Origin of the sequence: Undibacterium sp. Jales W-56, assembly GCF_025548535.1 — a bacterium.
GTDB lineage: Bacteria > Pseudomonadota > Gammaproteobacteria > Burkholderiales > Burkholderiaceae_D > Undibacterium.
On the sequence record NZ_JAJLQW010000003.1, the window covers coordinates 103,004 to 129,702 of the forward strand.

Here is a 26,699-nt window from a genome sequence, read left to right on the forward strand (position 1 = left end):
TATACCTGGCCAATATCTGCTCATGGCGCACTCTTGGCATCGAGTGACTCGACTAACTGCATACTGGATTCCGCCCTGAGTTGTTCGATGATGTGATTTTGCTCCTTAGGATCCACACTCAGCAGGTAGGCATCCGCCACAGTCGGTCCATCGACTATCCTTGCGTCAGTCCTATGCATGATGTTTTGAATGTCGCTGATCTTTGCATCTGGCTTAAAGACCACGACAATATTACCGATTGAAGGCGCATTGGGGCTGCTTAATGCATGAAATTGCGGCGAGTCTTTTTGTGGGATAGCGATGTAGGCAATCAAGCCAGCGATAACTACCGATTGCAAGGCCAGAACCGCTGGCCTCCATTGTCGTTGCTGGCTACATAGCCAATCCCATCCGGCCTGTAACAATTGCCTGATACGAGGTAACGGCGAAGCCGGTTGATTCAATCGGGGCAAGAGCCGCGCCAATGCCTGGTCGACATCCGGTTGTGAATGCATTATTTGTCCTGAACCTTTCAGCACAGCAAGCGCTTCTGACTCTGCTCTGCATTGCGGGCAAACGCTTAAATGACGCTGTACCTGATCAAACTCTCTTGCATCCAATGTCTGCGCAACGAACCACGGCAACAGCGCTTGCACCAATTCATGCGTATCGGGATCTATTTGATGTATCTGCGTGTTCACAATATTTCCTCATGGTGGCTGGAAAGTATGTTTTTTAACTTTTGACGAGCGTGGAACATCCGGGTTTTGACGGTATTGACCGGGCAATCCATGGTCACTGCAATTTCTTTGTAATCCATGTCATGAAAATACGTAAGGCTGACCACGACCCTTTGCTCCATGGGTAATTCGTTAAGTGCTTTGTGAATTGCCATTTGTAATTGCTGTCGAGTGATTACTTGTTCCGGTTCATTCCTGATTGCGCCATGGTAAAGCTCAAAATCGGACTCAATGGGATCATCCGACTTGTTAATGGCTTTTAGCGCTTGTCGATAGGCAATCGAGAAAATCCATGTCGAGACTTTGCAGCTATGATTGAAGGTGTGCGCCTTTTGCCAGACCACCAGCATGGTGTCATTCACGATTTCTTCAATGAGAAACGCGTTACGGGACATCTTGTCGAGAAATCTCGCCAAGCGCGGAAAATAAGCGCGATATAAAACCTCAAACGCTTGACGATCTCCTCTAGCAATCAGTCCAAGGAGTTGCACCTCATGTTCTTCCATTCACACCTATCTTCGACAGTAGTAGCAATCCGGCACCTCAGTATCCGCGTGTATCAACATTGTTTTCCCCGTCACTTGCTGTTAATACCGGCCCCCGCCAATAAAGTTCAGGTTAATCCTAAAATAAGCCATTACCTGAAAAGGATACTTGATGAGATTCAGCATGGCGATAGAAAAAAATAGTGTCGGTTAAATTTGAACCTTTTCAGGATAATTCCGTATTGACAGTAAAGCTGCAACTGAATTGCGAACCATGAGCTTGAAGCGGTTTTCCATGAGCAGGATACCCAGAAGCGCCGGGGCCTGAATCGGGGACGTTTTCTTTTTTCGGATTCTTGTATTGATGAGGAAATGATGCAAAGCTTAAAAACAACCGGAATTGCTTACCTGCGCCAAATCATGCTCATGGCGTTGTTGTGTGTGTATGCATTGTTTTCGTCTGGCACAGTAATGGCGGCGGATGCCGTCAGGGGCGGAACGCTTTTCAATGGTCCGCAAGGACGTTGTTTCGCCTGCCATACATCAAGCGGTCTTGCCGACCGCACTGCCGCGCAAATTACCAGTGCCATCAATAGCGTATCCTCAATGGCCTCGCTGCGCAGGCTTAGCGCCACCGATATCAGCGATATAGCCGCTTACCTGGGGCCTGTAACACCACCGCCAGCGGCGATCACGCCGCAAACAGGCTGGTGGTGGAATCCGGCAGAAGGCGGGCGGGGGTTTACCATAGAAAAACAGGGCAATAATATCTTCATGGCCGACTATTTGTATGATCCTTCAGGGCGTGCCAGCTGGCACGCGGCAGGGCCCACGGCAACGACAGGCTCTACTTTCAATTCCGTATTGACGACCTATTTAGGCGGTCAAACCCTGACCGGTACGTTTCACCCGACGACGGGTACGATGAGCAGCGGCGATATCAGTGTGACTTTTACCGATCCGAGCCACGGCACGATTACCTGGCCGGGAGGCATAGTTCCGATTGAGCGCTTTGACATTGTGCCTGGCGGTGCCAGCGCCGTGCCGCCTGCCGGCACGCCACAGGCCGGCTGGTGGTGGAATCCCAATGAAGGAGGACGGGGATTTTCCATTGAAATTCAAAATGGCACTATGTTCCTCGCAGGGTATATGTACGACACCGGGGGTAATCCTATCTGGTACGTCTCCGGCCCTACCGCGATGACCAATACCATGACGTATCAAGGGCAATGGCTACAATACGGCAACGGTCAAACCTTGACTGGCTTGTATAAACCGGCATCCATTGTCAATCCCAACGTAGGCAGTATCACCATCCAATTCAGCACTACCACGACGGCTGTCTTGACGCTGCCTGACGGCCGGCAGATTTCAATACAGCGCTTTAGCTTTTAGCTGGCGAATTTGTGCCTGCGATCCGGCAAATCACTGGACTTACATGCATATCATCTGGGATCTTAATATGACACATCGATTTTGCATGGAAAAAGCCATTCGCTATCTGTCCTGGGGCCTGCTTTCGGTTTGTTTTTTTTCGCCTCAGGTCAGCGCCTTGGAAAAGAATCATGCGGCACCCGGATTTGAGTTGCATGGTCTGGACGGTTCTGTGAAACTGGCCCGGTATCAGGGGAAGCTGATTTATCTCGATTTTTGGGCATCCTGGTGTGGCCCCTGCCGTCAGTCATTCCCCTGGATGAATGAAATGCAAGCGAAATATGGCGCGCAGGGCCTGCAGGTCATTGGTATCAATCTCGACGTCAACGCCGAAGACGCCCGTCAATTTTTAACGGTGACGCCAGCCCGCTTTATCATTGCGTTTGACCCGGTTGGGGCGACGCCGCGTAGCTACGGAGTAAAAGGCATGCCTAGCAGTTTTTTAATTGATCCGGAGGGGAAGATTTTATTTGAGCATATTGGATTTAAGGAAACCGACCGGGTTCATCTGGAAAACCAGATCCATACTTTTTTGGATGCAAAAAAATGAGACTATTTACTACGCAAGTATTACGCCTGCTCCCCTGTTTTTTTCTGATTTGCCTGAGCAGCGCCTGTACTTTAATTCGACCGGTGCAAGCATGGGAAAAAGGGACATTGGCGCGTCAGGAAATGAGCTTGACCGGCGACAAACTGGATAACCGGATTTCCGAACATATCTATACCAGCCGTGAAGCTGCTTCAGGTGGTGCCAGCGTGGGTGGCGGTGGCTGCGGTTGCAATTGATGCGTTAAAAATCCTTCTTCCGACAAATAGACCACTTATGCCACCTCGATTACCTCCTCATTTTCCAGCTCATTTGCCAACTGGATTGCCAGCGCAATTAGCAAGCAAGACAGAACCTGTTCAACTCACTCAATCTACATTAAGCACGGCATTGCTGTCTGCTGCCTTGATTCTGCCCGGGATCAGGATTGCCAGTGCAGAGCCGATGCCGGAGCATGCCCTGATCAGTTTAAAGTATTTGAAATATCAGGACAGTCAGCCAGGCTTAACGCGGATCTCGGTCGATGCCCCATCCGTTTCGGTATTGGCGCCGATTGCCGGTGAATGGAGCCTGGAGGGTACCTTGACTTCAGATGCGGTATCTGGCGCGTCCCCCCGCTATCATACGGCGATTTCAGGCGCATCGAAAATGAATGACCAGCGCAATGCCGGAGATGTAACCGTGACTAAATATTTTCCCCGCGGCTCTCTTGCGATGGGCGTCGCGTATTCGACCGAGCACGATTATGTGTCGCGCGCGGTTTCTATGCTGGGGGATTTCTCCGGTGAAGACAAAAATACTACCTGGTCTTTAGGCTTCGGCGTTAGCAAGGATAAGATTAATCCAGTCAATCAAATTGTCGTGGACGAAAAGAAAACTACGGTGAATCTCTTGCTCGGCTTGACGCAAATACTATCGACTCAGGATATAGGGCAATTCACGCTGACGTATGCCAGGGGGGATGGTTATTTTTCTGATCCCTATAAAACCCTCGACAACCGGCCGCGCACACGCAATCAAAGCACGGCACTCGTCAGGTGGAATCATCATTTTTCAGGCACTGAAGGAACCAGCAGACTCAGTTATCGCTACTACACGGATACCTATCACATCAAAGCGCATACGTTCACGGGCGAATACCTTGATCGGCTTGGGCATGGATGGACTATCGTCCCTTCATTCAGGTTATATACACAAAACGCTGCCAGCTTTTATTTTGATCCGGTCTATGACAAAGACTACGGCGCACCGTTTCCGCCGGGGTATATCTTTGGCGGCAATCAGTATCTTTCTGCAGACCAGCGACTATCAGGATTCGGTGCAGTAACGCTGGGTATAAAATTGATAAAACAGATAACACCAGATTGGACTGCCGATATCAAGCTAGAAACCTATGAGCAGCGCAGCAATTGGCAGTTCTTCGATAAACGGGGGCTGGCACTGGATCCATTGCGTGCCCGCAGCGTACAAGTGGGGATTACACGAAAGTGGTAGTGTCCGTATTCCAGTTTCCATTTATTGCGATGGCCAGCCAATGTGAAATACGATTAGCCGCGCCGGATAAAAAGATTGCCGAAACACTGGCGTCGTCGGCAATCAACGAAGTCAGGCGTATCGAAATTAGCTATTCGCGCTATCGACCGGATAGCATCGTTGCTCGCATTAACGCTGCCGCCAGCAAGGACTGGATCGAGTGCGACCAGGAGACCTTCGCCTTGCTCGATTATGCCCATGCCCTGTACCTGAGCAGTGACGGCCTGTTTGACATTACCTCCGGCGTATTACGGCAGGCCTGGGATTTTCGTCAGCCGCTTATCCCAGCCGATGAGACATTGCAGTCTTTATTGTCGCTGGTAGGCTGGTCTCAGGTGAAGCGCGATGTGCCATATATCCATCTGCCCCGGTCGGGAATGGAAATCGACTTCGGTGGTTTTGGCAAAGAGTACGCTGCCGATCGTGCTGCCGCGATACTCGCGGAAGCTGGGATTGAGCATGGTTATGTCAATTTAGGCGGTGATATGCGGTTTATCGGGCCGCAGCCGGATGGGCAAGCATGGTCAATTGGCATTCAGCATCCGCGTCACGCCGGGCGTATGATTGCCCACATCCCGGTAAGTCGCGGGGCCTTAGCCACCAGCGGCGACTATGAACGCTTCTTCGAAGTCAACGGACAAAGATATTGCCATATCCTCGATCCCCGTGACGGCATGCCCGTTACGCATTGGCGCTCCATCAGCGTGCTCGGCCCATTGGCGATAGTGGCAGGCAGTTGTGCAACGATTGCGATGCTCAAACAAGAAGATGGTGTAGCTTTCCTGGAAAATTCCGGCATGGGATATTTGGCGGTAGATCACCAAGGCAATATCCGGAGCAAGAATCTCCAGGATCCGGTTGTTTCAGCTTAATCCCCCAGCTGCGTCTGGTTGTATCGTATGTGACGTTAAGGGATCCTGGCGTTTCGGTAGCAAGATGCTGGCGATCAATCCGCCTTCGGGATGATTTTTTAAATGTAGCTCACCTTCATGCGCCTGCACGATACTGCGCGTAATTCCCAATCCCAGCCCCATGCCAGCGGCGTTTTGATGGCGACCGTATTCGAGCCTGACATAAGGCTCAAACAGGCTGGCAAACGCGTCCTCCGGCACGCCGGGACCGTGGTCGCGGATTTCGATCGCGATCCGCTCGGCTTGCTCGGATACGCTGATCTCGACTTGCTTGCCATAATGGATCGCGTTATCCAGCAAATTACCGACCGCCCGTTTCAAGGCCAGCGGTTTGGCAAATACCGTCAAACCCGATTCCTTAAAAGAAATTTCATGTCCGGCCAGATGCGCCCCTTTCACCATGCGTCCCAGCAAAGCGTCCAGGCGTATCTCGGTAGGATTTTCATAGATATCGCTGTCCTTCACGCATTGCAGCGCGCCCTTGACCATCATGTCCAGTTCATCCAGGTCATCATGAAATTCGGCCCGCACCGCATCGTCGTCCAGCAATTCAGTGCGCAATTTGAGCCGCACGATGGGCGTGCGCAAATCATGTGAAATCGAGACGAACAGTCGTTCCCTGTCATCGATATATTTTTGTATGCGCTCACGCATTTCGCCGAAAGCCCGAGCGGTTTTGACGAATTCCCGGCTCCCGGTCTCCGGCAACGGCGGCGCGTGTTCGCCTTTGCCGAAGGCTTGGGCGGCATCCGATAAGGCCGCCAGCGGCCGGGTCGTCCAGCGCACCACCAGAATCGACAGCACCAATACGGCGGCGAGCGACATTGCCTGCAACAGCACCCGATCCGAGGAGAATGGATCGCCGCTTTTAAAAAAATACGGATTCGGCATCAAGGTTGCCATGTAAAGCCAGCGACCATCGTCCATTTCGGTTTGCAACACCAGTATCGGCGCAGGATTCGGCTCTGTGATCAGAATATGCTGCACCCATTTTTCAGGCACTTCGCTGATCAAGGAGCCATCGTCGGAGACCACCAGATCCGCCGGCCAGGCGAAGCCTACGCGCAACTTGGATAATTTCGGCAACTCTTCTTTAAGTGAAGTCTGTATCTGTTGCACCGCAAGCGTAGTCAGCCGGTTGTCCGTCATCTCGCGCAGCTTGACCGGCTGCTGATTGATATTGACGAAAAAACGCGTGCCGCCCATTTCACGAAACAATTGTATGGTCAGCGGGCGGTAATTCGATGGCAGGCCAAAGAAATAGCGCATGGTCGATGCCGCACTGCGCGCCACATGCTGCGAGGATGCCTTGGTTTCCGCTTCGGATTCTTTGCGTACCTGCGAGGTCCAGAACGCATTGCCGACCACCTGGGTCAGCATCACGCCTGCCACCATCACGACCGTCAAACGTCCGAGCAAGGATTGCGGCAGGATTCTTTGCAGCAAAGCTTGCGAAAAAGACAGGCTAGACATGGGCGCTGACGACATCGGCGGAAAATACATAACCCGCACCGCGCACCGTTTTGATCAAGGCCGGCTGCTTGCCATCGTCGTGCAGACGCAAGCGCAGGCGGCTGATCTGTACATCGAGCGAGCGATCCAGCGGCCCGGCATCGCGACCGCGGGTCTCTTCGCATAAGACATTGCGATCCAGGATGTCGCCCGGATGCTCGACAAAATATTTCAGTAACTGAAAATCCAGGCCCGTCAATGCGATCACTTCACCCTGACTATCACTGACGGTACGCTCCACCGTATCGAGGGTAAATCCGACGAAGCGGTAATAGCGCGGAGCCGCAGGATTTTCATTAGCGGTGCGGCGTAGAATCGCCTTGATCCTGGCGAGCAATTCGCGCGGGCTATACGGCTTGGCGATGTAATCGTCGGCGCCCAGTTCCAGACCGACGATGCGGTCGGTTTCGTCAGAGCTGGCGGTCAGCATGATGATGGGCACATTCGAGCGGTTACGCACCACTTTGCACAAGGCAAACCCATCGGTATCAGGCAGCATGACGTCGAGAATCACCAGCGATAACTCATCGGCATAACGTTGAAATTCGGTCAAAAACGATTCGCCGTTATGCGCGAGCTTGACTTCATATTGGTTCTTTTCCAGATACGCCTTCAACAGGGTCCTGGTTTTTTGGTCGTCATCGACCACGAGTATCTTGCGCGTCATTGTTGGTCGCCTAAATTTTTTTCAGTGAACGGGCGATCGCACCGAGGCGGCGTTGCGTGTCGTTTACCGTGACCTGGTCATCCATAAAAAAACGATAAATCTCAGCGATGATCGCATCTTTAGACGTTTCGTCGGTTGCCATGCGATGGGCCAGACTAGGCACCTGGGTACTACCTCCGCGGGCAAACAATTTCCAGGAAGTCCGGGCACAGCTATCCATTTTGCTCATATCGGGATTGCGCAACACCGGGACCGAGCCTTTGATCTGGTTGTACTCAACCTGCACCGCAGGCGATAGAACCAGCTGCGCGAGCCTTTCCTGCGCGGCTCTGTGCGAGCCGTCTCCTGCCAGCATGACCAGGGTATCGATATCGTAGAGATGATAATTTTCTGTTTGCGGCACCGCCATGCAGGCAAAGCCGACATCGGTTGCCAACCCCCAGGCATTCAACTCGGCCTTGACCCAATCCCCCATCACCATCATCGCCGCGCCGCCATCGGCAAACTGGCGTGCCAGTTCATCCCAGGAGCGATCTTGAAGCGGCGTCGGCATCCATTTCTTGAGCGAGCGGAAACGCTTCAAGGCCTGACCGAAGCGGGCATCAAAAAATGCCGACTGTTCTTTTTTTACAAAAATATCGTTATAAAAACCGGCGCCCGCTTCCGATAACACCAGGGTTTCAAACAAAGTCGCTAACTGCCACGGCTCGCTACTTTGGGCCAGCGGAATGATGCCGGCCTGTTGTAATTTTTTGGCGGCGAGTTCAAAGTCGTCCCAGCTTTCGGGTAAGGCTAAGTCGTATTTTTTGAATAGCTTGCGATTGACGAATAAGGTATTGATGCGGTGAATGCCAAGCGGCGCGGCGACCACATGCCCTTTGGATTGGGTCAGGGACCAGACGCTGGGAAACAGAATTTTGTCCCACTTACCGACGCTGCCCACCGCATCAAATTCTAGCAACAAGCCCAGTTCCGCCCACTCACCGATCAGCACGCCATTGAGTTGTGCGACTTCCGGCGCATTGCCGGACAAGACCCGGCTTTTCAGCACGATGCCGGCACCGATACCGGATCCGCTGGGGATCACGGCATCGCGCCATAAGATATTTTCTTGCGTTAATTTGCCTGCCAAAAAATCGACGGCCTTATGCTCACTGGTGGATTTCCACCAATGCAATACCTGTAACGAATCCGCCCATGTCGATGAGCTCGCCACCATCAGCAAAATGAGCCCCATCACCACACGCAGCGCATGTCTCCATCGCGGGGAGTGAGGGGATAGGTATTTTGTGTAGGGCAACAATCTTATATTTGTTGTTTGCACCTGAGGGTCCTTCCGGAATCTTTCCGGGTCTTCTTTGTCTCGGTACAGACTATAGCCCAAGTGAATGTTGTTGCGAAGGTAAATAAGCATCGATATTTGTAATGAAGTGTGAGCTTACATTGCAATTTATTGCAGCCTTAAAAATTGCCGGAAATAGGTGCAATTCCCCTATGAGAGCGCCCCGCAGAGTTGACAGCATAAAAGCAAAACCCAAAAGCTCCAACGTAAAGTTATGTAACAAGCCGCGTCATCCCAACTTTCCACTTCTCCATAAAAATCAATCACTTAACATCAGATAACAGGTCGCACCACAGGCAGGTGGCGACACATATTCTGCGATGTTAATGTCTGCTGGCCGCAACACAATGCAGTAATGCCGTGAGCAGTTCCAGCACGAGTTTTGCGCAAACGATGGTCAGAAAATTCAGGCAACCATCTGCAACAAATGAATAAATAACCGGGATACACCGGAAATGACAGCATGCTCAAAAGCAGCGTCAGCTTGCTAGCGAGCGAACAATTAATAACAAAGGAGACATTATGAGCAAGACCGTATTTCGTGCTGCCCTCAAAGCATTACCTCTCGCACTTTCCCTGACTTTTGCAGCAGGCCTGGCGCACGCCAGCGAAGCTGAAGGCGAATTCCATGGTTACTTCCGCGCCGGTGTAGGATCAAGCTCTACCCATGGCCCGCAAAGCTGTTTCGGACTGGGTGGCAATACCATGAACTATCGCCTCGGCAATGAGTGCGACAGTTATTTTGAGGGCGGTTACACCAAAGAACTCGCCAAAGCCGATAACGGCGTCAGCTTTGTCGGCACCGTATGGCTGGATGCCTATAAAAACGGCTCTGACTTCGGTAACGCGAAACCGGAAATCGCCAAGGCCTATGTGGAAGCCAAAAATCTCGATTTCCTGAACGGCGGCGTCGCCTGGATCGGTAAGCGTTACTACTTCCGTCCCGATATCCATATGCTGGATCTGCAATACATCAACCTGAACGGCACCGGCGGCGGTTTCGACAAGATAGGCGCAGGCCCGGGCAAATTCAGCTATGCCCTGTTCAAAGACAATGACACCAATGTCATCGATCCGGTCACGGGTAAGGTGACCAGCACCAATGCCGCGCTACGCCAGAATTTCATCTACGAAGGCTTGCCGGTCAATGCAGGCGGCACTTTAGATGCCGCCATCTCACTGATCAGTGCGCAGGGTGAGAATAAGCATAACGGCTGGCAATTTTCTATCTTCCACAAACAAGACAAGTTCATGGGCGGCAGCAATACGCTGGGCTTCCAGTATGGCGTAGGTCCGGGTACCGGCGTCGGCGGGCCATGCTGCGATCGCATTGGCAGCTCGGGCAGCACCACGCTCGGTTCCGATGTCACCCGCCTGCGCATTTTCGATGATCTGGTGATCCAGCCAACGGAGCAATTCAGCATGGAATTTATCGCCCTGATGCAACGCGACAAATCAAATGCGCAAGGTTCGTCTACATGGACTACATTGGGAGCACGGCCGGTGTATGCCTTGACCAAAAATCTGAAAATCCAGGCTGAACTCGGTACCAGCCGAGTGACGCAAGCCAATGGCGGCGATGCGCTGCGCCTGACCAAGCTGACGATTGCACCGACCATCACCGTTGGACAAGGTTACTGGTCGCGCCCTGAATTACGTGCCTTCGTCACCTACGGCAAATGGAATAATGCAGCAACCGCAGCGGTTAATGCCAGCAATAATTCAGGCCCGGTCTATGGCAACAACACCAGCGGCACATCGGTAGGCATACACCTTGAAACCTGGTTCTGATTCAAGAACATAGCAAGTCGAATAGCAGAAAATAACAAGATAGAAGAACAGGAAGCGCAGTTTATACGCGTCCTGCTCTCAAACTCAAATCAATCTAATTGCGGACACATCACCAGATTCGCAAGTAATGGAGAAGACCATCATGAAATTGAAACAAATCGTCCAGGCAACAATGGCAATGACTGCACTGATGGCAGTCGGTACACAGGTTCAGGCAGCCGAAGTCGAAGTGCTGCATTACTGGACTTCCGGCGGTGAGGCAAAATCGGTCGCGGAACTGAAAAAAATGATGGAAGCCAAAGGTGTTGCCTGGAAAGACTTCGCAGTCGCAGGCGGCGGCGGTGAGAACGCGATGACCGCGTTAAAAGCCCGCGTCATCGCCGGCAGCGCGCCGACTGCGGCACAGATCAAAGGTCCATCGATACAGGAATGGGGCAAAGAAGGCGTATTGGCGAATATCGATGCCGCAGCGCTTGAGGGAAAATGGGATGCCAACCTGCCCAAGGTGGTTTCCAACATCATGAAATACCAGGGGCATTATGTCGCGGCACCGGTCAATGTGCATCGCGTCAACTGGTTATGGGTCAATCCGGATGTCCTGAAAAAAGCCGGTGCTAAAACGCCGGGCAATTGGGAGGAGTTTTTTGACGCTGCAGACAAGATCAAAAAAGCCGGCATGATCGCGATCGCCCATGGTGGTCAACCCTGGCAAGATGCGACGGTATTTGAATCCGTTGCGCTGGGTGTAGGCGGCGCCGATTTTTACAAAAAGGCGATTGTCCAGCTGGATCCGGCAAGTTTGACAGGTCCGACCATGATCAAGACGTTTGATACCTTGGCGAAGATCAAAACCTACATCGATAAAGATGCCGCAGGCCGTGACTGGAATCTGGCAACGGCAATGGTCATCAACGGCAAAGCAGGCATGCAGTTCATGGGCGATTGGGCCAAAGGCGAATTTACTGCGGCTGGCAAGGTCGCGGGCAAAGATTTCTTATGCCTATCGGCACCGGGAACCGACAAAGCCTTTACCTTCAATATCGATTCCCTGACCATGTTCAAGGTCAAGGATGAGCAGCAAAAATCCCAGCTCACTTTAGCGAGTGCCGTGATGAGCCCAGAGTTTCAGGAAGTATTCAACCTGAATAAAGGCTCGATCCCGGCGCGAGCCGGCGTCTCGCGCGCCAAGTTCGATAGCTGTGCCATTAAGTCCATGGACGACATGGAAGCCACCAGCAAGAGCGGCGGCCTGGTGCCCAGTTTTGCCCACGGCATGGCGATCGATTCTGCCAAGGCAGGTGCGATCCAGGACGTGATTGCCAAGTTCATGAACTCCAGCATGACGTCTCAGGCTGCGGTTCAAGCCCTGGCTAAAGCCGCCAAGGCGAAGTAACTGTGTAAAGTAATTACCTGAGGTAATTACGCCAAATTATCCAGCAGAGTAATGTGCAAAGTTGAACGTCGGCGTGCTGACGTTCAACTTAAATGTGTATAAAATCGGTCAGGCGATGTTTGTCCATCTGATCGATCCGGAGATTTTTGATGTCAACGTCTTCCCCCGCGTCACCGGGTGTTTCACCCGCCAGCGTCTCGCGCAAAACGCCGTATGGTTTTGCCGGCTTTGCCGATGTATGGTTACCCCGGCTCGTGTTATCGCCGACCGTCATCGCTTCCCTGATTTTTGTGTATGGTTTTATCGGCCTCACCGCATATCTGTCGCTGACCGAATCCCGCCTGATGCCGAACTACACTTTGTCCGGCTTTTCGCAATACGTCGCCTTGTTCGATATCGATCGCTGGTGGGTATCCGCCAGCAATCTCGGTATCTTCGGCGGACTGTTCATCCTGATATGCCTGGTAGTCGGCTTGCTGCTGGCGGTTTTTCTCGATCAGCGCATCCGTGCCGAAGGCGCTTTGCGGGCGATCTACCTGTATCCGATGGCACTGTCCTTCATCGTCACCGGGGCGGCCTGGAAATGGATACTCAATCCCGGTCTTGGCCTGGAAAAAATGGTGCGGGACTGGGGCTTCCCCAACTTTACGCTCGACTGGCTGGTCGATCCGGATATGGCGATTTATACCGTTGTGATTGCCGGCGTCTGGCAATCATCGGGCTTTGTCATGGCCTTGTTTCTTGCAGGTTTACGCGGCATCGACGACAGCATTATCAAAGCCGCCATGGTCGACGGAGCCAGCCTGCCAACCATCTATCGCCGGATTGTGATTCCGTCCTTGCGTCCCGTGTTCTTCAGCGTGCTATTGGTCTTGTCGCATATCGCGATCAAGAGCTTTGACTTGGTCATGGCGCTGACCGCAGGCGGTCCCGGCACCTCGTCCGATGTGCCTGCCATTTTCATGTATCAGTTTTCCTTCACCCGTGGACAACTCGGCCTGGGCGCGGCATCCGCAATGATGATGCTGGCAACCGTATTAGCCGTGCTGGTGCCATTGATTTATCTCGAAGCAAAAGAGGCGCGACATGCACGCTGAGTCATCGACATCGTCAGGGGTGCGCCTGGGTCGCATCGCCATTTATCTGCTGCTGGTTTTTTGTGCCCTGTACTATCTGGCGCCGCTGTATGTAATGATCACAACCTCATTGAAATCGCTCGATGAAATTCGCAGCGGGAATCTGCTCGATATTCCTTTGCATCCGAATACGGTTGCATGGGCGAAGGCCTGGAGCGGTGCCTGTACCGGCGTGCAATGCGAAGGCCTGGCGCCGTATTTCTGGAACTCGGTAAAGATGGTGATTCCCGCGGTTCTGATCTCAACCTTCATCGGTTCGGTGAATGGCTATGTGCTGGCGCACTGGCGTTTTCGCGGTTCTGAGATCGTGTTTACCGCTTTGATGGTGGGTTGCTTTATCCCTTTCCAGGTCGTGATATTGCCGATGGCGCGCTTGCTCGGTTTGATGCATCTGGCGAACACGACATACGGCTTGATCCTGGTGCATATCATTTATGGCATCGCCTTCACGACCTTGTTTTTCCGTAATTACTACGTGTCGGTACCCGATGAACTGGTCAAGGCGGCGCGCATTGATGGCGCGGGGTTTAGCATGATTTACTGGCGCATCATCCTGCCGCTTTCCTTGCCGATTTTCATGGTCTGCTTTATCTGGCAATTCACACAGATCTGGAATGATTTTTTGTTCGGCGTGGTGTTTGGCGGGTCCGATGCGCAACCGGTCACGGTCGCTTTAAACAATCTGGTGAATACGTCTACAGGAGTGACGGAATACAACGTGAATATGGCGGCTGCGATCATCGCCGCGCTGCCGACATTAGTGTTGTATCTGATCGCAGGTAAATATTTTGTGCGGGGCTTGACCGCCGGTGCGGTGAAGGGATGAGGCGGAAGTCGAGATCCATACAAAACAAGAATCTGGCATAACCATCAAAGTAAATTCGTCAGCAATATAGACCATATAAAGTCATAGACGAGATAAAGTTTCAGGAGACAGCAGCAATGGCAAGTTTATCGATACGCAACATACGCAAGGTATATCCGAACGGTGCAGAGATTTTAAAAGGCATTAATCTGGAGATCAAAGAAGGGGAATTTCTGATCCTGGTCGGTGGTTCCGGTTGCGGAAAATCCACCTTGCTGAATATGATTGCCGGTTTAGAAACCGTGACCGAAGGAGAAATCCGTATCGGTGACCGTTGCGTAAATAATGTGCCGCCGAAGTCGCGTGATATCGCGATGGTATTCCAGTCGTATGCCTTGTATCCGACGATGACCGTCAGGGAAAATATTTCGTTCGGACTCGGCATCCGCAAAGTCCCTAAGGATGAGCAGAAGCGCATCGTTGAGCGTGTCGCCGAGACCTTGCAGATGACTCATCTGTTAGATCGCAAGCCTGCCCACTTATCGGGCGGCCAGCGCCAGCGTGTCGCGATGGGACGGGCGATTGCGCGTAATCCCTCCCTGTTTTTGTTTGATGAGCCGCTGTCGAATCTGGACGCCAAGTTGCGGGTAGAAATGCGCGCCGAAATCAAATTGATGCACCAGCGTCTCGGCACCACGACCGTGTATGTCACACATGACCAGGTGGAAGCGATGACTCTGGGTGATCGCATCGCCGTCATGAAAGACGGCGTGGTGCAGCAATTCGGCAGCCCGCAAGAGATTTATGATCAGCCATCGAATATGTTCGTCGCCGGATTTATCGGTTCGCCATCGATGAATTTTTTACGCGGAAAGTTAGTCACCGATGCAGAGCGTATCTCGTTCACGCTGACACATGCCGGCAAGACGACCCTGCTACCCTTGCCGGAAAAATTAGCGCAATCCCTGAAACAAAATCTCGCCGGCCAGACGCAAACGGACATCATATTGGGCATACGTCCCGAGCATGTCACAGATGCCGCCAGCGCCCGCCGCTCAGAAACGGCAGACGCTTATCATCCTACCGAAGTCGATTGCGTGATTGAACTGACCGAGCCGACCGGCCCGGATACCCTGGTGTTCTCGAGTTTCAATGGTGCGCGTACGACCTGCCGCACCCATCCACGCGCCGCTGCGATGCCTGGACAGGCCATGCGGCTGGCGTTTGATCTTTCTAAAGCGGTATTTTTTGACGCAGTGAGCGAGCAGCGACTGGCTTGAAGCTAGAACATGAGATTCGGATTGCGATAAATAATGGGGATTTCTAAAGGGAATTTCTAAAATTGAATCCGCAGCCTGGATGCGGCTTTCAGGGGCATTTCGTGCCGGAAGGCTTATCCAGTCTGCGGATTCGCTTTGGGGAACTTCTAAAAACCCTTTAATCAAGATGCAGCGCTAGGTACAAACGCAGCAATACGTCGGTATTGCGAGGCTTTGTAACGACGCGATGCGCTCGAGCATGGGGTCTTTAGAAGTTCCCTTTGGGAATGCAGCGCGTTCTTGCATCACTATTCAGTGTTGATGAAGAACACCTGTCATGACAGCGACATCACCATGGCTAAGGCATTAAATTAGTTGTCCCCAGCCATTTGCCGCTGATACAAAGCTCGCGGGTGACGGTCAACACCAGATTCTCGACCGCCATCGCCGCATTCGTCAGGGGGATGTTTTTTGAGGCGCACAAGGTCACGGTGCGCGACAGCGGTACATCGCTGATAGACGAGGCGCGCATCTCGCCGCGTTCTATCTCTGCCAGCAGCGGTGATACCGGCAAAATCGTCGCGCCCATATCCGCCATTAAAGCCGACTTCAAAATAGCGATCGACGTAATGTCGATGACATGATCGATCTGCTTGCCTTGTTGCCGCACCACTTGCTCTATCCTTGGCCTGACGCCGTGCTGAATGCTGGGTAGTATCAGGGTCGCTTGCAAGGCCTTTTCTAAAGTGATTGTTTTGCGCTTGCAGGCAAACTGGGAATCACTGCGGGTGATATACATGAGTTCTTCTTCAACCAGCGGCTTGCCGGCGAAATTACCCAACTGACCATCGTCGAACAGGATCGCTAAATTCAATCGCCCCGAACGCAGCTGCTCCGTCAGATTGCCGGTCAGCTCTTCGGTCAACTGAAACACAATATCGGGATAGGTAGCACGTACGGCCTTGAGCAAAGGAAAAGCCAGTGCTCCGGATACGCTTTGCGGTATCCCAAGTACGACTGTGCCGGTGGGCTTATCCGTGGATTGTGCGACTGCCGATTTGGCATCGCTGACTTGCTTGAGGATCGCTTGCGCGTGTTCGTAAAACAGCTTGCCGGCATCGGTCGCCTGCATGCCTTGCGCAGAACGGTGCAGCAACATCGTGCCCAATTCTTCTTCGAGTTGCTGTAATTGCTGGGTCAATGCAGGTTGCACGATGTGCAGCACGCGCGCCGCACGCGACAAGGAGCCGTGATCAACGATGGCGACGAAATAACGGAGTTGGCGTAGTTCCATAGAATTTATTTTACTGGCTGCTGGCTTAATACCGGCTTACACGATAGCTGTAACAGGTGAGATGGCACGTCGTTCTATGGACGAGGACAAGATCAGGGAAGTCGATGTCACACCGCAACGCGCCAGGCTGACGATCACGCGCTCAAGTTCTTTGACGGATGGCGCGACCACTTTCACAATCACGCAGTCTTCGCCGGTAATCGCATGACACTCGATGACCTCGGGAACCTGCTCGGCAATCTTCGTCACCGGAATATCGCTGGAGCGGCTGGCAATACGGACAAAGGCCGTGATGCCATATCCGAGCGCCTCGGGATTGACGCGCGCATGATAGCCCGTGATTACGTGCGCGGCCTCCATGCGCTTGACCCGCTCCGCGACTGCGGGCTGGCTCATGTGGATGCGCCGTCCGATTTCAGCCAGCGTCACCCTGGCATCGGCCTGCAAAATATCGAGAATTTTTGCATCCATCTGATCTAAATCCAACTTCATGGAAAATCACCTGTTTTTCAATTAATTCCAAAGTAATGTAACTGATTTACCTTGGCTTATCCATTCAAAAACTGGTTTCAGTCGCCTAAACTGCTCATATTCAAGCTCGTTTTATCGAAAGATTGTCATGTCGCGCCTGCCACGTCCTGTTCTGATCGCTTTGCTCACGGTGTATATCGTGTGGGGATCAACTTATTTTGCCATTCATGTCGCATTGAGCTCGTTTCCGCCATTTTTACTGATGGGTACGCGATTCCTGATGGCGGGCGGCTTGCTGTTTGCATGGCAAAAATCGCGTGGCGCCGTCAATCCGAGCTGGCGTGAATGGCGGGATGCCGGTGTGGTCGGCGTGCTGATGTTGGGTGGCGGTATGGGGTTGACTGCGGTCGCGCAACAAAGCATTTCCTCGGGATTGACCGCGGTATTTATCGCTTGTTCGCCGATGATTTTATCGTTCTGCGTCGGCCTGTTTGGCGACTGGCCGAACCGGCGCGAGTGGATAGGCATCGTGGCAGGATTTGCCGGTGCCGTACTGCTTTCGCTGGGCGGAGAATTTTCGGCGCGTCCTATCGGCGTCATCAGCTTGCTCGGCGCTATTCTTTGCTGGGATATTGGTTCTGTCCTGTCGCAGCGTAAATTGAAGATGGCACCGGGTGCGATGGGATTTGCCAGCGAGATGTTGCTGGGCGGCGTATTTTTAACCGCGATCGGTTTTTTTGCTGGTGAAAAATTCATTACACCCATCACGGTCAACGCGATGCTCGCCTGGTCCTACCTGGTGGTGGCAGGATCCTTGCTGGCATTTACCGCGTATATGTATTTGTTATCGGCAGTACCGCCAGCCCTGGCAGGCAGCTATGCGTATGTGAATCCGGTAATTGCCGTCGCTTTGGGTGTGATGCTCGGAGGCGAACAAATCGCAGCGCGCGAAATGCTGGCGATGACGATTATTTTAGCCAGCGTGTTTATGCTGACAACGGCACGTAATAAGCAAAAACGATGAATTGATAAGCTGGATAAGCGGACAGCGAGCCAGGTTTTAGAAAAATTCAGCCGTATCGTTCGACTGCTCTGCGTGCAGGTCGCCGCTGATAACGAGTGTGTCGTAGTAACAGGTGCGATTGCGGCCATTGCTCTTGGCAAAATACAAAGCTTGATCGGCACGGCCCATGATCGCCACTGCCGGTTCATATGTATCGATCCGGGCGAAGCCAATACTCACCGTCACTCTACCCACCTGCGGGAAATTATATTGCTCTACATTTTCGCGGAAACGGTCAAAAATATGCTGAGCATCTTCTTGCGAAGTGGAACGTAACAGAATCACAAACTCTTCCCCGCCAAACCGGAACAGGCGATCGGTCGGCCGGAATGAAGAGCGCAACAGATTCGCGATCAAAATCAATACTTCGTCGCCATACAGATGACCGAATTGATCATTCACACGTTTGAAGTGATCAATATCCAGCACCGCTAACCAGTTTTGCTTTTCAGGTTCATTGGCGCGCCGATCTTGTTGCACATCTTCAGGATCCAGCCCGCTGGATTGCTGAGAACTGGTGCGCAAAATTTTTGAGAAATTATCATCGAAGGTTTTACGGTTCAATAAGCCCGTGAGCGAATCGCGCTCGCTGTAATCGAGCAGATTTTGGAAGTTCCGATAGACAATCAGTATCCCCTCCATGACCTGCATGGTATTGTCTGAATACGAAGCCGGATTGGCGATTTCAAGACAGGTATTGAGTTTCTCATTCACCCATATAGGCAACCAGATCAGGCGCTTCCCCTCGTCGGAGCGGCCTTCGATCAAGTTCAAATGCTGCTTAACCCCTTCTTCCAAAGCCGGATATTGACCGATCACATCGCCACCTTTGCTGGCAACGGCATGTTCTGCCAACGCCACTACCTTGCCATCTTTAATCGTAATTTGCGGTTGCACGAAGATCTGCAAACCGACCGTCGCAATATCAAGCACGCGCGCGTACTCTGCGTTCGTCAGCTCGCACAGCGCAGAAATCACGGAAATGTTGAGGAGATCATGGTCGCGGTGACCGGTGATTTCCACAAGGTGTTTAATGATGGAATCCATACTCTATCTAAGAGAGGTTCGTAAAAAGCAAATAAAGTCGAACGACAATACCTTAGCTGCAGCCATGACACAAGAAGCGCGAAAACATTTACCACAATTGCAGTGCATTTACCCTTGAGCGGCAATTTTTGCAGCAAGCCTGCACTTGCTCAAAAATCTTACGATTTTACTCATTATCCATATAAAAACAGGAAAACACAGACTATTTTATGGTAATTTTTACACCATTATAACAAGTAGGCCCTTAGTCTCGGCAAGAAAGCAGAGAAACTAGTAAAGTTGATCGCTGATAACGTCATTTATTCCTATTCTCGATTGCCAGAGAGCGATGCCGCTCGGCGCCCACAAGGAGGGCCACCATGCCTCATAACAAAAAATTCCAGCAATTTATAGTCACTGTAATCCTCTCGACGTTCATATTGTCGGCGCAGGCAAGTCAATTGGTTCAAGTGGTGGATAGTGCGGGACAAGCGGTTCCTGATGCGGTAGTGTATTTTGAGAATGGCAATGCAGAAAAAACCAAATCTGCCAGCGCCGAGATCCAGCAAAAAGATAAAAAATTCATGCCCCTGGTCACCGTGGTGCAAACCGGAACCGCGATCAATTTTCCCAACAACGATACGGTCAGACATCACGCCTACTCATTCTCCCCGGCGAAATCGTTTGAGCTGAAACTCTATGCAGGCAAACCTGAAGCGCCGATTTTGTTCGACAAGTCGGGTACCATCGTTGTCGGATGTAATATTCACGACCAGATGTTGGCGTATATTCAAGTGGTCGATACACCCTATTTTGCAAAAACAGATGCGAACGGCAAAGCGAGCATCCTTTCTATCCCGAATGGCAAATACACACTAAAAACCTGGCATTACAAACAAATGGGTGGCGGTGCGTTGAGCGAACAAATCGTCAATATTAAAGAAGATAACGGCACTTTCAATGTCAAATTAGGTTTCAAATTAAATTGACCCGTCATCTTGCTATCCAAGGCATTAAAATAATAGGCTATTTCTAACCGGAAATTCGCTCATCAAATGGCGAACTCCACGAATACATCCAATGCACCTGTAAGGAAATTCATGCGTTTGCATAGCCTTCAAAGCCGTGTCGTTACCTTATTTATTGTTCTCATTCTCGCAGTGCAGCTGGCGGGTTTTTTTGCTATTCGTAATGCTATCGATAGTAATGCACGTGCGGCGATCCGGGAAGAACTCAAAATAAGTGAAAAAATTTTTGGCCACTTACTCGAACAAAATAAACAAAAACTGACTGAGGGCGCGCGCGTACTCGCATCCGAATTCGCCTTCCGGGAAGCAATCGCAACCAATGATACTGAGACCATTGTCTCTGCACTGGATAATTTGGGCAATCGGTTTGGCGCCAGCTTTTCTATGTTGCTCAGATTAGATAGAACAACGGCGGCCTCAACTAATAATTCCCTGACAGACAATACCGCGTCAGCGCTATTACCGCTATTTGTTCAAGCTGAACAATCAGACAACGGCAGTGCGTCCAGTACCGCCATCGTTGAGGGACATCCTTACCAACTGGTGATGATTTCTGTCAAAGCGCCAGTCAGAATTGCCTGGGTTGTCATGGCAATTCCCATTGATCAAAAAATTGTTGCCGATATGCGCGAGCTATCGGCAATGCAAGTGAGCTTACTCACCAGCAAAAGCGACGGCAACTGGAAACCCGGCGTATCGACCCTGAACCGCGAGCAAGTTGAACAACTGGCGCAAATAGTTCCGAGAATCAGCGATAAAAGTCAACTCATCGCCGATCTGAAAATCGGCGATGAAGATTACAGTGCGCGCGTCTTAAAGCTCGCTCAAAATGCCGAGCTGATGACCGTGGCGGTGCTGCAGATTTCGGTCAGTGAAGCGATTGCACCGTATAAAAAATTACAAAGAAATCTCTTGATACTCACGGTATTGGGTGTGTTTATCGCCAGCGTCATCAGCGTACTCACGACAAAAAGAATCACCGGGCCTATGCGTCAATTAGCCGATACCGCCAAACGGTTGGGCGCTGGCGACTATACCGCCGCGATCACGGTAAAGCGGAACGATGAAATCGGGGATCTGGCACAAACCTTCGCAACGATGCGCGACGGCATTGCCAATCGCGAAAAAGAAATCCGACGGCTGGCCTACTGGGACACACTGACCAATTTGCCGAATCGCGCTTTGTTTGTCAGCATGCTGCAAGATGCGATCAAGCAGGCACAGGCAAAAGAACAGGCCTGTTTTGTATTGATGATGGATCTGGATCGTTTTAAGCATGTGAATGACGTGATGGGCCATAGTTTCGGCGACCAATTACTCAAACAGGTAGCCCTCAGGCTCAGCAACGAACTTGGTCAGGGTGCCACCAAGCCGGCACGACTGGGCGGCGACGAATTCGCTGTTTTATTACCGAATTCTTCGCTGAAAGAAGCTCAAGAGCTTGCTACAAGAATTTTACAATCATTGGAAAAACCGATATCGATTGAAGATCAAACCGTTGACTTGGGCGCTGGCATCGGTATTGCCGGTTTCCCGGACAACGCCAATGACGCAGAGTCTTTGCTGAGCCGCGCTGAAGTCGCGATGTACGCCGCCAAGCATGCGAACAGCGGCGCAGTCACATATATGCCGGAGATTGACAAAACCAGCCAGCAAAGTTTGTCGCTGCTGAGTGAGTTACGAACAGCTTTAGAACAGGAAAATTTTCGCCTGTATGTACAGCCTAAAGTAGCGCTCGACAGTGGCAAGGTGATTGCAGTCGAAGCGCTGATACGCTGGATCCATCCTGAGCGCGGCTTTATTTACCCGGACCAGTTTATTCCTTTTGCCGAACAAACCGGCTTCATCCGGCAATTGACGCGCTGGGTATTGAACGAAGCTGCCCGGGTTTGCAGCAGCTGGATTGCCGATGGTCACCAATTGAAGATGTCGGTCAATCTCTCTACCCGCGATTTGATGGACCAGGATTTACCGAATAAGTTTGCCGATATCCTGGAACGCCATCACATCACACCTGCCGCATTTTGTCTGGAAATTACCGAGAGCGCGATTATGGATGATCCGGTGCGTGCACAAAATACCCTGGAACGGCTGCATGCGATGGGGACAGATTTATCGATCGATGATTTCGGCACCGGCTATTCATCGCTGGCCTATCTGAAAAGTCTGCCGGTTGACGAACTCAAAATTGACAAATCATTTGTCCTGAAAATGGAGCAGGATATTGACGACACCAAGATCGTCAAATCGACCATTGATCTTGGTCACAATATGGGACTACGGGTCGTCGCCGAAGGGGTAGAAAACAAGGAGGTAATGAGTTTACTCAAGGAGATGGGCTGCGATCAGGCACAAGGCTACTACATCAGTAAACCTATGCCATCGGATCAGTTCCTGACATGGTTGCACATCTGGGAATCTGCGCAAAGCTGAGCGCCGCTGGTGACAAAGTATGCGCAGATACATACACGGTAGCGCAATGGGCAATCGAAGATAAAGGATCTCAGACTAAATGTATCTGCGTGGTTTTACGATCCTGCTTGCGCTTATACATACGGCTGTCAGCGATCTTAATCAGTCGCACATAATCTTCGCCATCCTCGGGATAACTGGCCCAGCCTATCGACACCCCGACGCTGACGATCACGTCGTCTAGCGCAATCGGCTCCTCTACCAGACTGGAAATTTTCTCGACCATGTTATGAATGTCAATGGAGTTCTTGGTATCTTTCAATAACAAAACAAACTCATCGCCACCGTAGCGAGCCACGGTATCGGTGTCGCGGATTGCCGCTTTCAGACGCGCTGCGATAATCACCAGGGCGCGGTCGCCGGCATCGTGACCATGATTATCGTTGATGTCTTTAAAGCGGTCGAGATCAACAAACAATAAGGTAAATACCTCTAAACCATAGGCCTTATTGATCGCATTCTTTTGCAGATAATTGATTTGCGCAAACAAAGACTCGCGGTTCGCGACCTGGGTCAATTTATCGAAACGCAGCTTGTTTTCCATTTCAATCAAGGTTTGCGCCAGGATACCGATTTCATCATCGCGTCGTATATGCAGCTCTGGCAAAGCCTGCCCATCGCCAAACTTTTCTGCAGCGCTGGTCAATTTACGGATATCGCGAATCACCCGGTCGACTATCGTCAAACCTATGGTCAGGGCAAATACGACACAAGCAACCGCAATCACCAGACTCTGGAAAAATCCCTGATTAATACTGCTCATAAAATCAGAGCGCGGTACCGCGACTACCGTCAACCAATTCAATCCCTGCCGGACTCCCAAAGATGAAACCGCTACATCTACCGTGCCGATCGCCAGCTGCAACTGCTGAGTAGAAGAAATGGCGTTGTTGTCCTGCAAAATCTTTCTCTGCCAGTAATCGCTTTTTTTATAAGTTTCGCTAATCAATGGCGACTTCATCTCAGACGCCAACAAGCGTTCAGGTACGCCATTTACCCGCCTCACCGCCGATTCTTCACCAGACGTAGCGACGATATAACCTTCGCTGTCGATAATATAAGCAACGCTGTTTTTACTGATGTCCAAAGTGCGCAAAAAATCGGATAAGACTTTTAAAGTCACATCAGTCGCTACCACGCCAGCCAAGGAGCGGTCTTGCCGATGGATCGCTTTTGCCAGAGTGATCGTGGGTTCAGCAGACGTAAAGTCATTGTAAATTTTTGACCATATGGGTTGAGTTGCCTGCACAGCAGATTGATACCAAGGACGCTGGCGAGGATCATATTGATCCGTACGGAGCTTGTCGGAGCGATCGCCAGGCGCTTTTACTTTGTACACCTGACGCAAGGGAGCGTTCGGCTCATGCCAATACAATTCGACAAAATCGTTTCTGATCCTGAACACGCCAATCATGCGGCCATCTGCACCGCCGTAATAAACATAATTGTTCACATCCATGAACAAGCCGCTGGCAGCCCATAATTTGTCTTCCAGGTTATGCAGATCGTCTGAGAAGTTTTGCGTCTGCGGTTGTTTCTTCGGATCCGGCGCAACCGATTCGAGCACAATCAATGCACTATCGAGGTGCCGTTCAGTTGCACTACTGATACGGTTGACCATATCAATCAATATTCTTTGAGTCAAGGTATGAACCGCATCAGTACCTGCCTTCATCGATACCCAGGCAATAGCTACAGATACGCCTATCACCAGCACGGTAATTGGTACGACCAGCTCTCGGCGTAATGAGGACTTGCTCATTTCCTTAGGTTCCTGGCGACGATCCGACAAGTGCGTTGAATTACCCTGCCGCTATCGGTAAAGGTCTTTCACTTTTTTTCTATTGCCCAAAAATTGAATTAGCATCGCTTCGGTCGTGAATTGCTTCAACATGACCCAGTTCGGCAACAGCCTCATTTGATATACCTGACTTGATGCGCCAACCTGAGATAGTATCTGAATAGCGTCAAATGTATGCGCACTTAACAATATAAAGAGGCTTGCTTAAACATGGTAGGAAATACCATCAGCATATCCAGTATTTTTTGGCAGAGCGTTGTTAAAGTAAATACCAGATGGCGGAGATTCATTTAAAATTTTTTATTGAAATCTCATCCTTTATTTGCTTAAACTAAATTCATGTACCCGTACGTTGAGAAAATTACAAAACAAGCGATGACTCATCCCAGATTACTCTTATTCTTAAATTGCTTATTGAGTACGGCTGTCCGGGTGCCGCATTGAATGCGGTCGCAGGCAATTTTCCGACTCCGTATCTGATTGATAGCACCGCAACGCATATCAGTCTAGGCTGACATGACGATTTTTAATCCCAAGAAACGCGGTTTGGTATATGTCACTGCAAGTCGGCAATTAAGTTGATAACTAAGTAAGTACACGGATCATGTTATGCGCAATACGCCTCTATACAAAACCTTGCAGGCATTATTGATCAGCCTGCCCTTGCTCGTAGCGGCGCCGGATAATTCCGCGCAAACCGGTACCGATGCCCTGTATCGGGCGCTCGGCAGCGAGACTGGCATCAACCTGATCGTGGACGACCTGATGGTCTTGATACTGGCCGATGCGCGCATCAAAGATTCGTTCAAAGAAACCAATATCAAGCGCCTGAGCAAATTACTTAAAGAGCAGTTTTGTGTCATCGGCGGTGGTCCGTGCAACTACACCGGCGACGATATGAAATTGGTGCACGACAAATTGGGCATCACAGTGAGTCAATTCAATGCCCTGGTCGAGGATTTACAAATCGCGATGGAAAAGCACCAGATTCCATCATCGGTGCAAAATAAATTGCTCGCCAAATTGGCGCCGATGAAGAGAGACATTGTGGCGCCGAGAGTTGCAAAGGAGTGAATCAAGGCGCATCCGAACCCGAACCCACCTTAAGCAGTCCGACGACAATACAGCGAGCTATTGCTTGTCACGATACAAACATCAACGTCGACTGTTGTTGTGTCGGCAAAAACGATGAATATGGCTTGCAAAGCAATGTAAATAGCGCAAAATGAAGCCGCATCTGCGGTTTTGGCCTGTTATTTGACGATAGCAGGTCTATATTCCAAGTAAAACGGGCAACAACAAAATACCTCCGGCAGCGCCCATCAGGCATTCGCCGGTTTTGCTTTTTAACAGCGAAGCTAAAGCACCAGCTACCAGACAGGAGCTTGTAATGATGACCGTGCCCATCATTATTGATTTTGAAGCATCAGGATTTGGTAAGGGCAGTTATCCCATCGAGGTCGGCTTCTCCGGCCGGCATGGTGAGGGCTGGTGCACCTTGATCCGTCCCGAGGATGACTGGAATCACTGGGACCTTGATGCCGCCAAGGTGCACCATATACCGCGTGAAATTCTGGTTGAGCGTGGCCGCTCTGCCATCTACGTCGCTGACCAGCTGAACTATTTTTTAAGCGGCTATACCGTTTACACGGATGGCTGGACGCAAGACTACGTCTGGATGGCACGCCTGTTCGATGCCGCTCAAAAAGTACCGCGCTTTAAATTGGCCGATCTGCGTGAAATCATCTCGAATGAGCAAGAGACGCGCTGGCATGCCACCAAAGATCGCGTTCAGGAAGAGCTGCACGTCTCACGCCATCGTGCCAGCAGCGACGCCCGCATCCTGCAGTTAACCTGGTTGCGCACCTTTGACTCCCAACTGGATGTTGACGACTGCAGAACGCAGTAATTCCAGGTCGCACATGCGCGCCGGGCATGCCAGAACCGCTATCGGTTTAGCACAACCATTGTGATTAGCGACAAACCAGTCATTCTCATTGCATCTACCAA

General features: G+C 51.2%; 24 protein-coding genes. 15 read left to right on the forward strand and 9 right to left on the reverse strand.

Translation table 11 applies throughout. From position 1 onward, the window contains the following. Nucleotides 1-20 precede the first annotated feature (20 nt). A complete protein-coding gene (locus LPB67_RS09660) occupies nucleotides 21-680 on the reverse strand; it encodes an anti-sigma factor family protein (RefSeq protein ID WP_262836939.1) in 660 nt (219 codons plus the stop codon). Beyond that, nucleotides 677-1,225 (reverse strand): RNA polymerase sigma factor, encoded by a 549-nt coding sequence (locus LPB67_RS09665; RefSeq protein ID WP_262836941.1) that lies wholly within the window; start codon nucleotides 1,223-1,225, stop codon nucleotides 677-679. The genes LPB67_RS09660 and LPB67_RS09665 overlap by 4 nt, the downstream gene beginning before the upstream one ends. A gap of 354 nt (nucleotides 1,226-1,579) precedes the next feature. Between LPB67_RS09665 and LPB67_RS09670 the strand changes: the two genes are divergently transcribed. The 5 genes from LPB67_RS09670 to LPB67_RS09690 all read left to right on the forward strand — a co-directional run bounded on the left by LPB67_RS09670 (nucleotide 1,580) and on the right by LPB67_RS09690 (nucleotide 5,590). After that, nucleotides 1,580-2,599: a c-type cytochrome gene (locus LPB67_RS09670; RefSeq protein ID WP_262836942.1), complete on the forward strand. Its 1,020-nt coding sequence runs from the start codon at nucleotides 1,580-1,582 to the stop codon at nucleotides 2,597-2,599. Between the two features lie 85 nt (nucleotides 2,600-2,684). Further along, nucleotides 2,685-3,188, forward strand: a complete 504-nt coding sequence (locus LPB67_RS09675) for a TlpA family protein disulfide reductase (RefSeq protein WP_262836943.1) — start codon at nucleotides 2,685-2,687, stop codon at nucleotides 3,186-3,188. Further along, nucleotides 3,185-3,424: a DUF4266 domain-containing protein gene (locus LPB67_RS09680; protein ID WP_262836944.1), complete on the forward strand. Its 240-nt coding sequence runs from the start codon at nucleotides 3,185-3,187 to the stop codon at nucleotides 3,422-3,424. The genes LPB67_RS09675 and LPB67_RS09680 overlap by 4 nt, the downstream gene beginning before the upstream one ends. Beyond that, entirely contained in the window at nucleotides 3,369-4,679 is a 1,311-nt protein-coding gene (locus tag LPB67_RS09685) for a DUF3570 domain-containing protein (protein WP_262836946.1), read from the forward strand. The genes LPB67_RS09680 and LPB67_RS09685 overlap by 56 nt, the downstream gene beginning before the upstream one ends. Further along, on the forward strand, nucleotides 4,679-5,590 hold the full coding sequence (locus LPB67_RS09690; RefSeq protein WP_262836948.1) for an FAD:protein FMN transferase: 912 nt from the start codon (nucleotides 4,679-4,681) through the stop codon (nucleotides 5,588-5,590). Before LPB67_RS09685 ends, LPB67_RS09690 begins: the two co-directional genes overlap by 1 nt. Here the strand turns inward: LPB67_RS09690 and LPB67_RS09695 are convergent. From LPB67_RS09695 to LPB67_RS09705, 3 genes are read right to left on the reverse strand one after another with little or no spacing between them, the layout of a single operon-like run. After that, on the reverse strand, nucleotides 5,582-7,102 hold the full coding sequence (locus tag LPB67_RS09695; RefSeq protein WP_262836950.1) for an ATP-binding protein: 1,521 nt from the start codon (nucleotides 7,100-7,102) through the stop codon (nucleotides 5,582-5,584). The genes LPB67_RS09690 and LPB67_RS09695 overlap by 9 nt on opposite strands. Then, complete coding sequence (locus LPB67_RS09700) at nucleotides 7,095-7,808, reverse strand: response regulator (RefSeq protein WP_262836951.1); 714 nt, start codon at nucleotides 7,806-7,808, stop codon at nucleotides 7,095-7,097. The genes LPB67_RS09695 and LPB67_RS09700 overlap by 8 nt, the downstream gene beginning before the upstream one ends. Nucleotides 7,809-7,818: 10 nt before the next feature. Beyond that, nucleotides 7,819-9,045 (reverse strand): ABC transporter substrate-binding protein, encoded by a 1,227-nt coding sequence (locus LPB67_RS09705; protein ID WP_262836953.1) that lies wholly within the window; start codon nucleotides 9,043-9,045, stop codon nucleotides 7,819-7,821. 627 nt (nucleotides 9,046-9,672) lie between these two features. Between LPB67_RS09705 and LPB67_RS09710 the strand changes: the two genes are divergently transcribed. From LPB67_RS09710 to LPB67_RS09730, 5 genes are all read left to right on the forward strand, one after another. Then, on the forward strand, nucleotides 9,673-10,941 hold the full coding sequence (locus tag LPB67_RS09710; RefSeq protein ID WP_262836955.1) for a maltoporin: 1,269 nt from the start codon (nucleotides 9,673-9,675) through the stop codon (nucleotides 10,939-10,941). Between the two features lie 142 nt (nucleotides 10,942-11,083). Then, on the forward strand, nucleotides 11,084-12,334 hold the full coding sequence (locus tag LPB67_RS09715) for an ABC transporter substrate-binding protein (RefSeq protein ID WP_262836957.1): 1,251 nt from the start codon (nucleotides 11,084-11,086) through the stop codon (nucleotides 12,332-12,334). Between the two features lie 149 nt (nucleotides 12,335-12,483). Further along, nucleotides 12,484-13,431, forward strand: a complete 948-nt coding sequence (locus tag LPB67_RS09720) for a sugar ABC transporter permease (RefSeq protein ID WP_316685173.1) — start codon at nucleotides 12,484-12,486, stop codon at nucleotides 13,429-13,431. Further along, on the forward strand, nucleotides 13,421-14,296 hold the full coding sequence (locus LPB67_RS09725) for a carbohydrate ABC transporter permease (protein ID WP_262836958.1): 876 nt from the start codon (nucleotides 13,421-13,423) through the stop codon (nucleotides 14,294-14,296). The genes LPB67_RS09720 and LPB67_RS09725 overlap by 11 nt, the downstream gene beginning before the upstream one ends. A 116-nt stretch (nucleotides 14,297-14,412) precedes the next feature. Then, nucleotides 14,413-15,555: an ABC transporter ATP-binding protein gene (locus LPB67_RS09730; RefSeq protein WP_262836959.1), complete on the forward strand. Its 1,143-nt coding sequence runs from the start codon at nucleotides 14,413-14,415 to the stop codon at nucleotides 15,553-15,555. A gap of 337 nt (nucleotides 15,556-15,892) precedes the next feature. On the opposite strand, the gene LPB67_RS09735 is transcribed toward LPB67_RS09730, so the two are convergent. After that, the gene (locus tag LPB67_RS09735) at nucleotides 15,893-16,828 is read right to left on the reverse strand and encodes a LysR substrate-binding domain-containing protein (protein WP_262836960.1); all 936 of its coding nucleotides are present in this window, start codon (nucleotides 16,826-16,828) and stop codon (nucleotides 15,893-15,895) included. Nucleotides 16,829-16,864: 36 nt separating this feature from the next. Next, nucleotides 16,865-17,320 carry an Lrp/AsnC family transcriptional regulator gene (locus tag LPB67_RS09740; protein ID WP_262836962.1) on the reverse strand — a complete coding sequence of 152 codons (456 nt, stop codon included), beginning with the start codon at nucleotides 17,318-17,320 and terminating at the stop codon, nucleotides 16,865-16,867. Nucleotides 17,321-17,447: 127 nt separating this feature from the next. Here LPB67_RS09740 and yedA point away from each other — a divergent pair, with 127 nt between their 5' ends. Next, nucleotides 17,448-18,323 carry a drug/metabolite exporter YedA gene (gene yedA, locus LPB67_RS09745; RefSeq protein WP_262836963.1) on the forward strand — a complete coding sequence of 292 codons (876 nt, stop codon included), beginning with the start codon at nucleotides 17,448-17,450 and terminating at the stop codon, nucleotides 18,321-18,323. Between the two features lie 36 nt (nucleotides 18,324-18,359). On the opposite strand, the gene LPB67_RS09750 is transcribed toward yedA, so the two are convergent. Continuing rightward, entirely contained in the window at nucleotides 18,360-19,409 is a 1,050-nt protein-coding gene (locus LPB67_RS09750; RefSeq protein ID WP_262836964.1) for a GGDEF domain-containing protein, read from the reverse strand. Between the two features lie 359 nt (nucleotides 19,410-19,768). Between LPB67_RS09750 and LPB67_RS09755 the strand changes: the two genes are divergently transcribed. Beyond that, entirely contained in the window at nucleotides 19,769-20,377 is a 609-nt protein-coding gene (locus LPB67_RS09755) for a methylamine utilization protein (RefSeq protein WP_262836965.1), read from the forward strand. A 111-nt stretch (nucleotides 20,378-20,488) separates the two neighbouring features. Further along, on the forward strand, nucleotides 20,489-22,849 hold the full coding sequence (locus LPB67_RS09760) for a putative bifunctional diguanylate cyclase/phosphodiesterase (RefSeq protein WP_262836966.1): 2,361 nt from the start codon (nucleotides 20,489-20,491) through the stop codon (nucleotides 22,847-22,849). Between the two features lie 70 nt (nucleotides 22,850-22,919). On the opposite strand, the gene LPB67_RS09765 is transcribed toward LPB67_RS09760, so the two are convergent. After that, complete coding sequence (locus LPB67_RS09765) at nucleotides 22,920-24,650, reverse strand: sensor domain-containing diguanylate cyclase (protein WP_262836967.1); 1,731 nt, start codon at nucleotides 24,648-24,650, stop codon at nucleotides 22,920-22,922. Between the two features lie 648 nt (nucleotides 24,651-25,298). Between LPB67_RS09765 and LPB67_RS09770 the strand changes: the two genes are divergently transcribed. Further along, entirely contained in the window at nucleotides 25,299-25,763 is a 465-nt protein-coding gene (locus tag LPB67_RS09770; RefSeq protein ID WP_262836968.1) for a group I truncated hemoglobin, read from the forward strand. Nucleotides 25,764-26,079: 316 nt separating this feature from the next. After that, on the forward strand, nucleotides 26,080-26,598 hold the full coding sequence (locus LPB67_RS09775) for a hypothetical protein (protein ID WP_262836969.1): 519 nt from the start codon (nucleotides 26,080-26,082) through the stop codon (nucleotides 26,596-26,598). The last annotated feature ends 101 nt before the right edge of the window (nucleotides 26,599-26,699 follow it).

Bases quoted from the DNA above. Each gene is read 5' to 3' on its own strand.
- LPB67_RS09665 (WP_262836941.1), bottom strand. From the start codon at position 1,225: ATGGAAGAACATGAGGTGCAACTCCTTGGACTGATTGCTAGAGGAGAT.
- LPB67_RS09670 (WP_262836942.1), top strand. From the start codon at position 1,580: ATGCAAAGCTTAAAAACAACCGGAATTGCTTACCTGCGCCAAATCATG.
- LPB67_RS09675 (WP_262836943.1), top strand. From the start codon at position 2,685: ATGGAAAAAGCCATTCGCTATCTGTCCTGGGGCCTGCTTTCGGTTTGT.
- LPB67_RS09680 (WP_262836944.1), top strand. From the start codon at position 3,185: ATGAGACTATTTACTACGCAAGTATTACGCCTGCTCCCCTGTTTTTTT.
- LPB67_RS09695 (WP_262836950.1), bottom strand. From the start codon at position 7,102: ATGTCTAGCCTGTCTTTTTCGCAAGCTTTGCTGCAAAGAATCCTGCCG.
- LPB67_RS09700 (WP_262836951.1), bottom strand. From the start codon at position 7,808: ATGACGCGCAAGATACTCGTGGTCGATGACGACCAAAAAACCAGGACC.
- LPB67_RS09705 (WP_262836953.1), bottom strand. From the start codon at position 9,045: ATGGGGCTCATTTTGCTGATGGTGGCGAGCTCATCGACATGGGCGGAT.
- LPB67_RS09710 (WP_262836955.1), top strand. From the start codon at position 9,673: ATGAGCAAGACCGTATTTCGTGCTGCCCTCAAAGCATTACCTCTCGCA.
- LPB67_RS09715 (WP_262836957.1), top strand. From the start codon at position 11,084: ATGAAATTGAAACAAATCGTCCAGGCAACAATGGCAATGACTGCACTG.
- LPB67_RS09720 (WP_316685173.1), top strand. From the start codon at position 12,484: ATGTCAACGTCTTCCCCCGCGTCACCGGGTGTTTCACCCGCCAGCGTC.
- LPB67_RS09725 (WP_262836958.1), top strand. From the start codon at position 13,421: ATGCACGCTGAGTCATCGACATCGTCAGGGGTGCGCCTGGGTCGCATC.
- LPB67_RS09730 (WP_262836959.1), top strand. From the start codon at position 14,413: ATGGCAAGTTTATCGATACGCAACATACGCAAGGTATATCCGAACGGT.
- LPB67_RS09735 (WP_262836960.1), bottom strand. From the start codon at position 16,828: ATGGAACTACGCCAACTCCGTTATTTCGTCGCCATCGTTGATCACGGC.
- LPB67_RS09740 (WP_262836962.1), bottom strand. From the start codon at position 17,320: ATGAAGTTGGATTTAGATCAGATGGATGCAAAAATTCTCGATATTTTG.
- yedA (WP_262836963.1), top strand. From the start codon at position 17,448: ATGTCGCGCCTGCCACGTCCTGTTCTGATCGCTTTGCTCACGGTGTAT.
- LPB67_RS09750 (WP_262836964.1), bottom strand. From the start codon at position 19,409: ATGGATTCCATCATTAAACACCTTGTGGAAATCACCGGTCACCGCGAC.
- LPB67_RS09755 (WP_262836965.1), top strand. From the start codon at position 19,769: ATGCCTCATAACAAAAAATTCCAGCAATTTATAGTCACTGTAATCCTC.
- LPB67_RS09760 (WP_262836966.1), top strand. From the start codon at position 20,489: ATGCGTTTGCATAGCCTTCAAAGCCGTGTCGTTACCTTATTTATTGTT.
- LPB67_RS09765 (WP_262836967.1), bottom strand. From the start codon at position 24,650: ATGAGCAAGTCCTCATTACGCCGAGAGCTGGTCGTACCAATTACCGTG.
- LPB67_RS09770 (WP_262836968.1), top strand. From the start codon at position 25,299: ATGCGCAATACGCCTCTATACAAAACCTTGCAGGCATTATTGATCAGC.
- LPB67_RS09775 (WP_262836969.1), top strand. From the start codon at position 26,080: ATGATGACCGTGCCCATCATTATTGATTTTGAAGCATCAGGATTTGGT.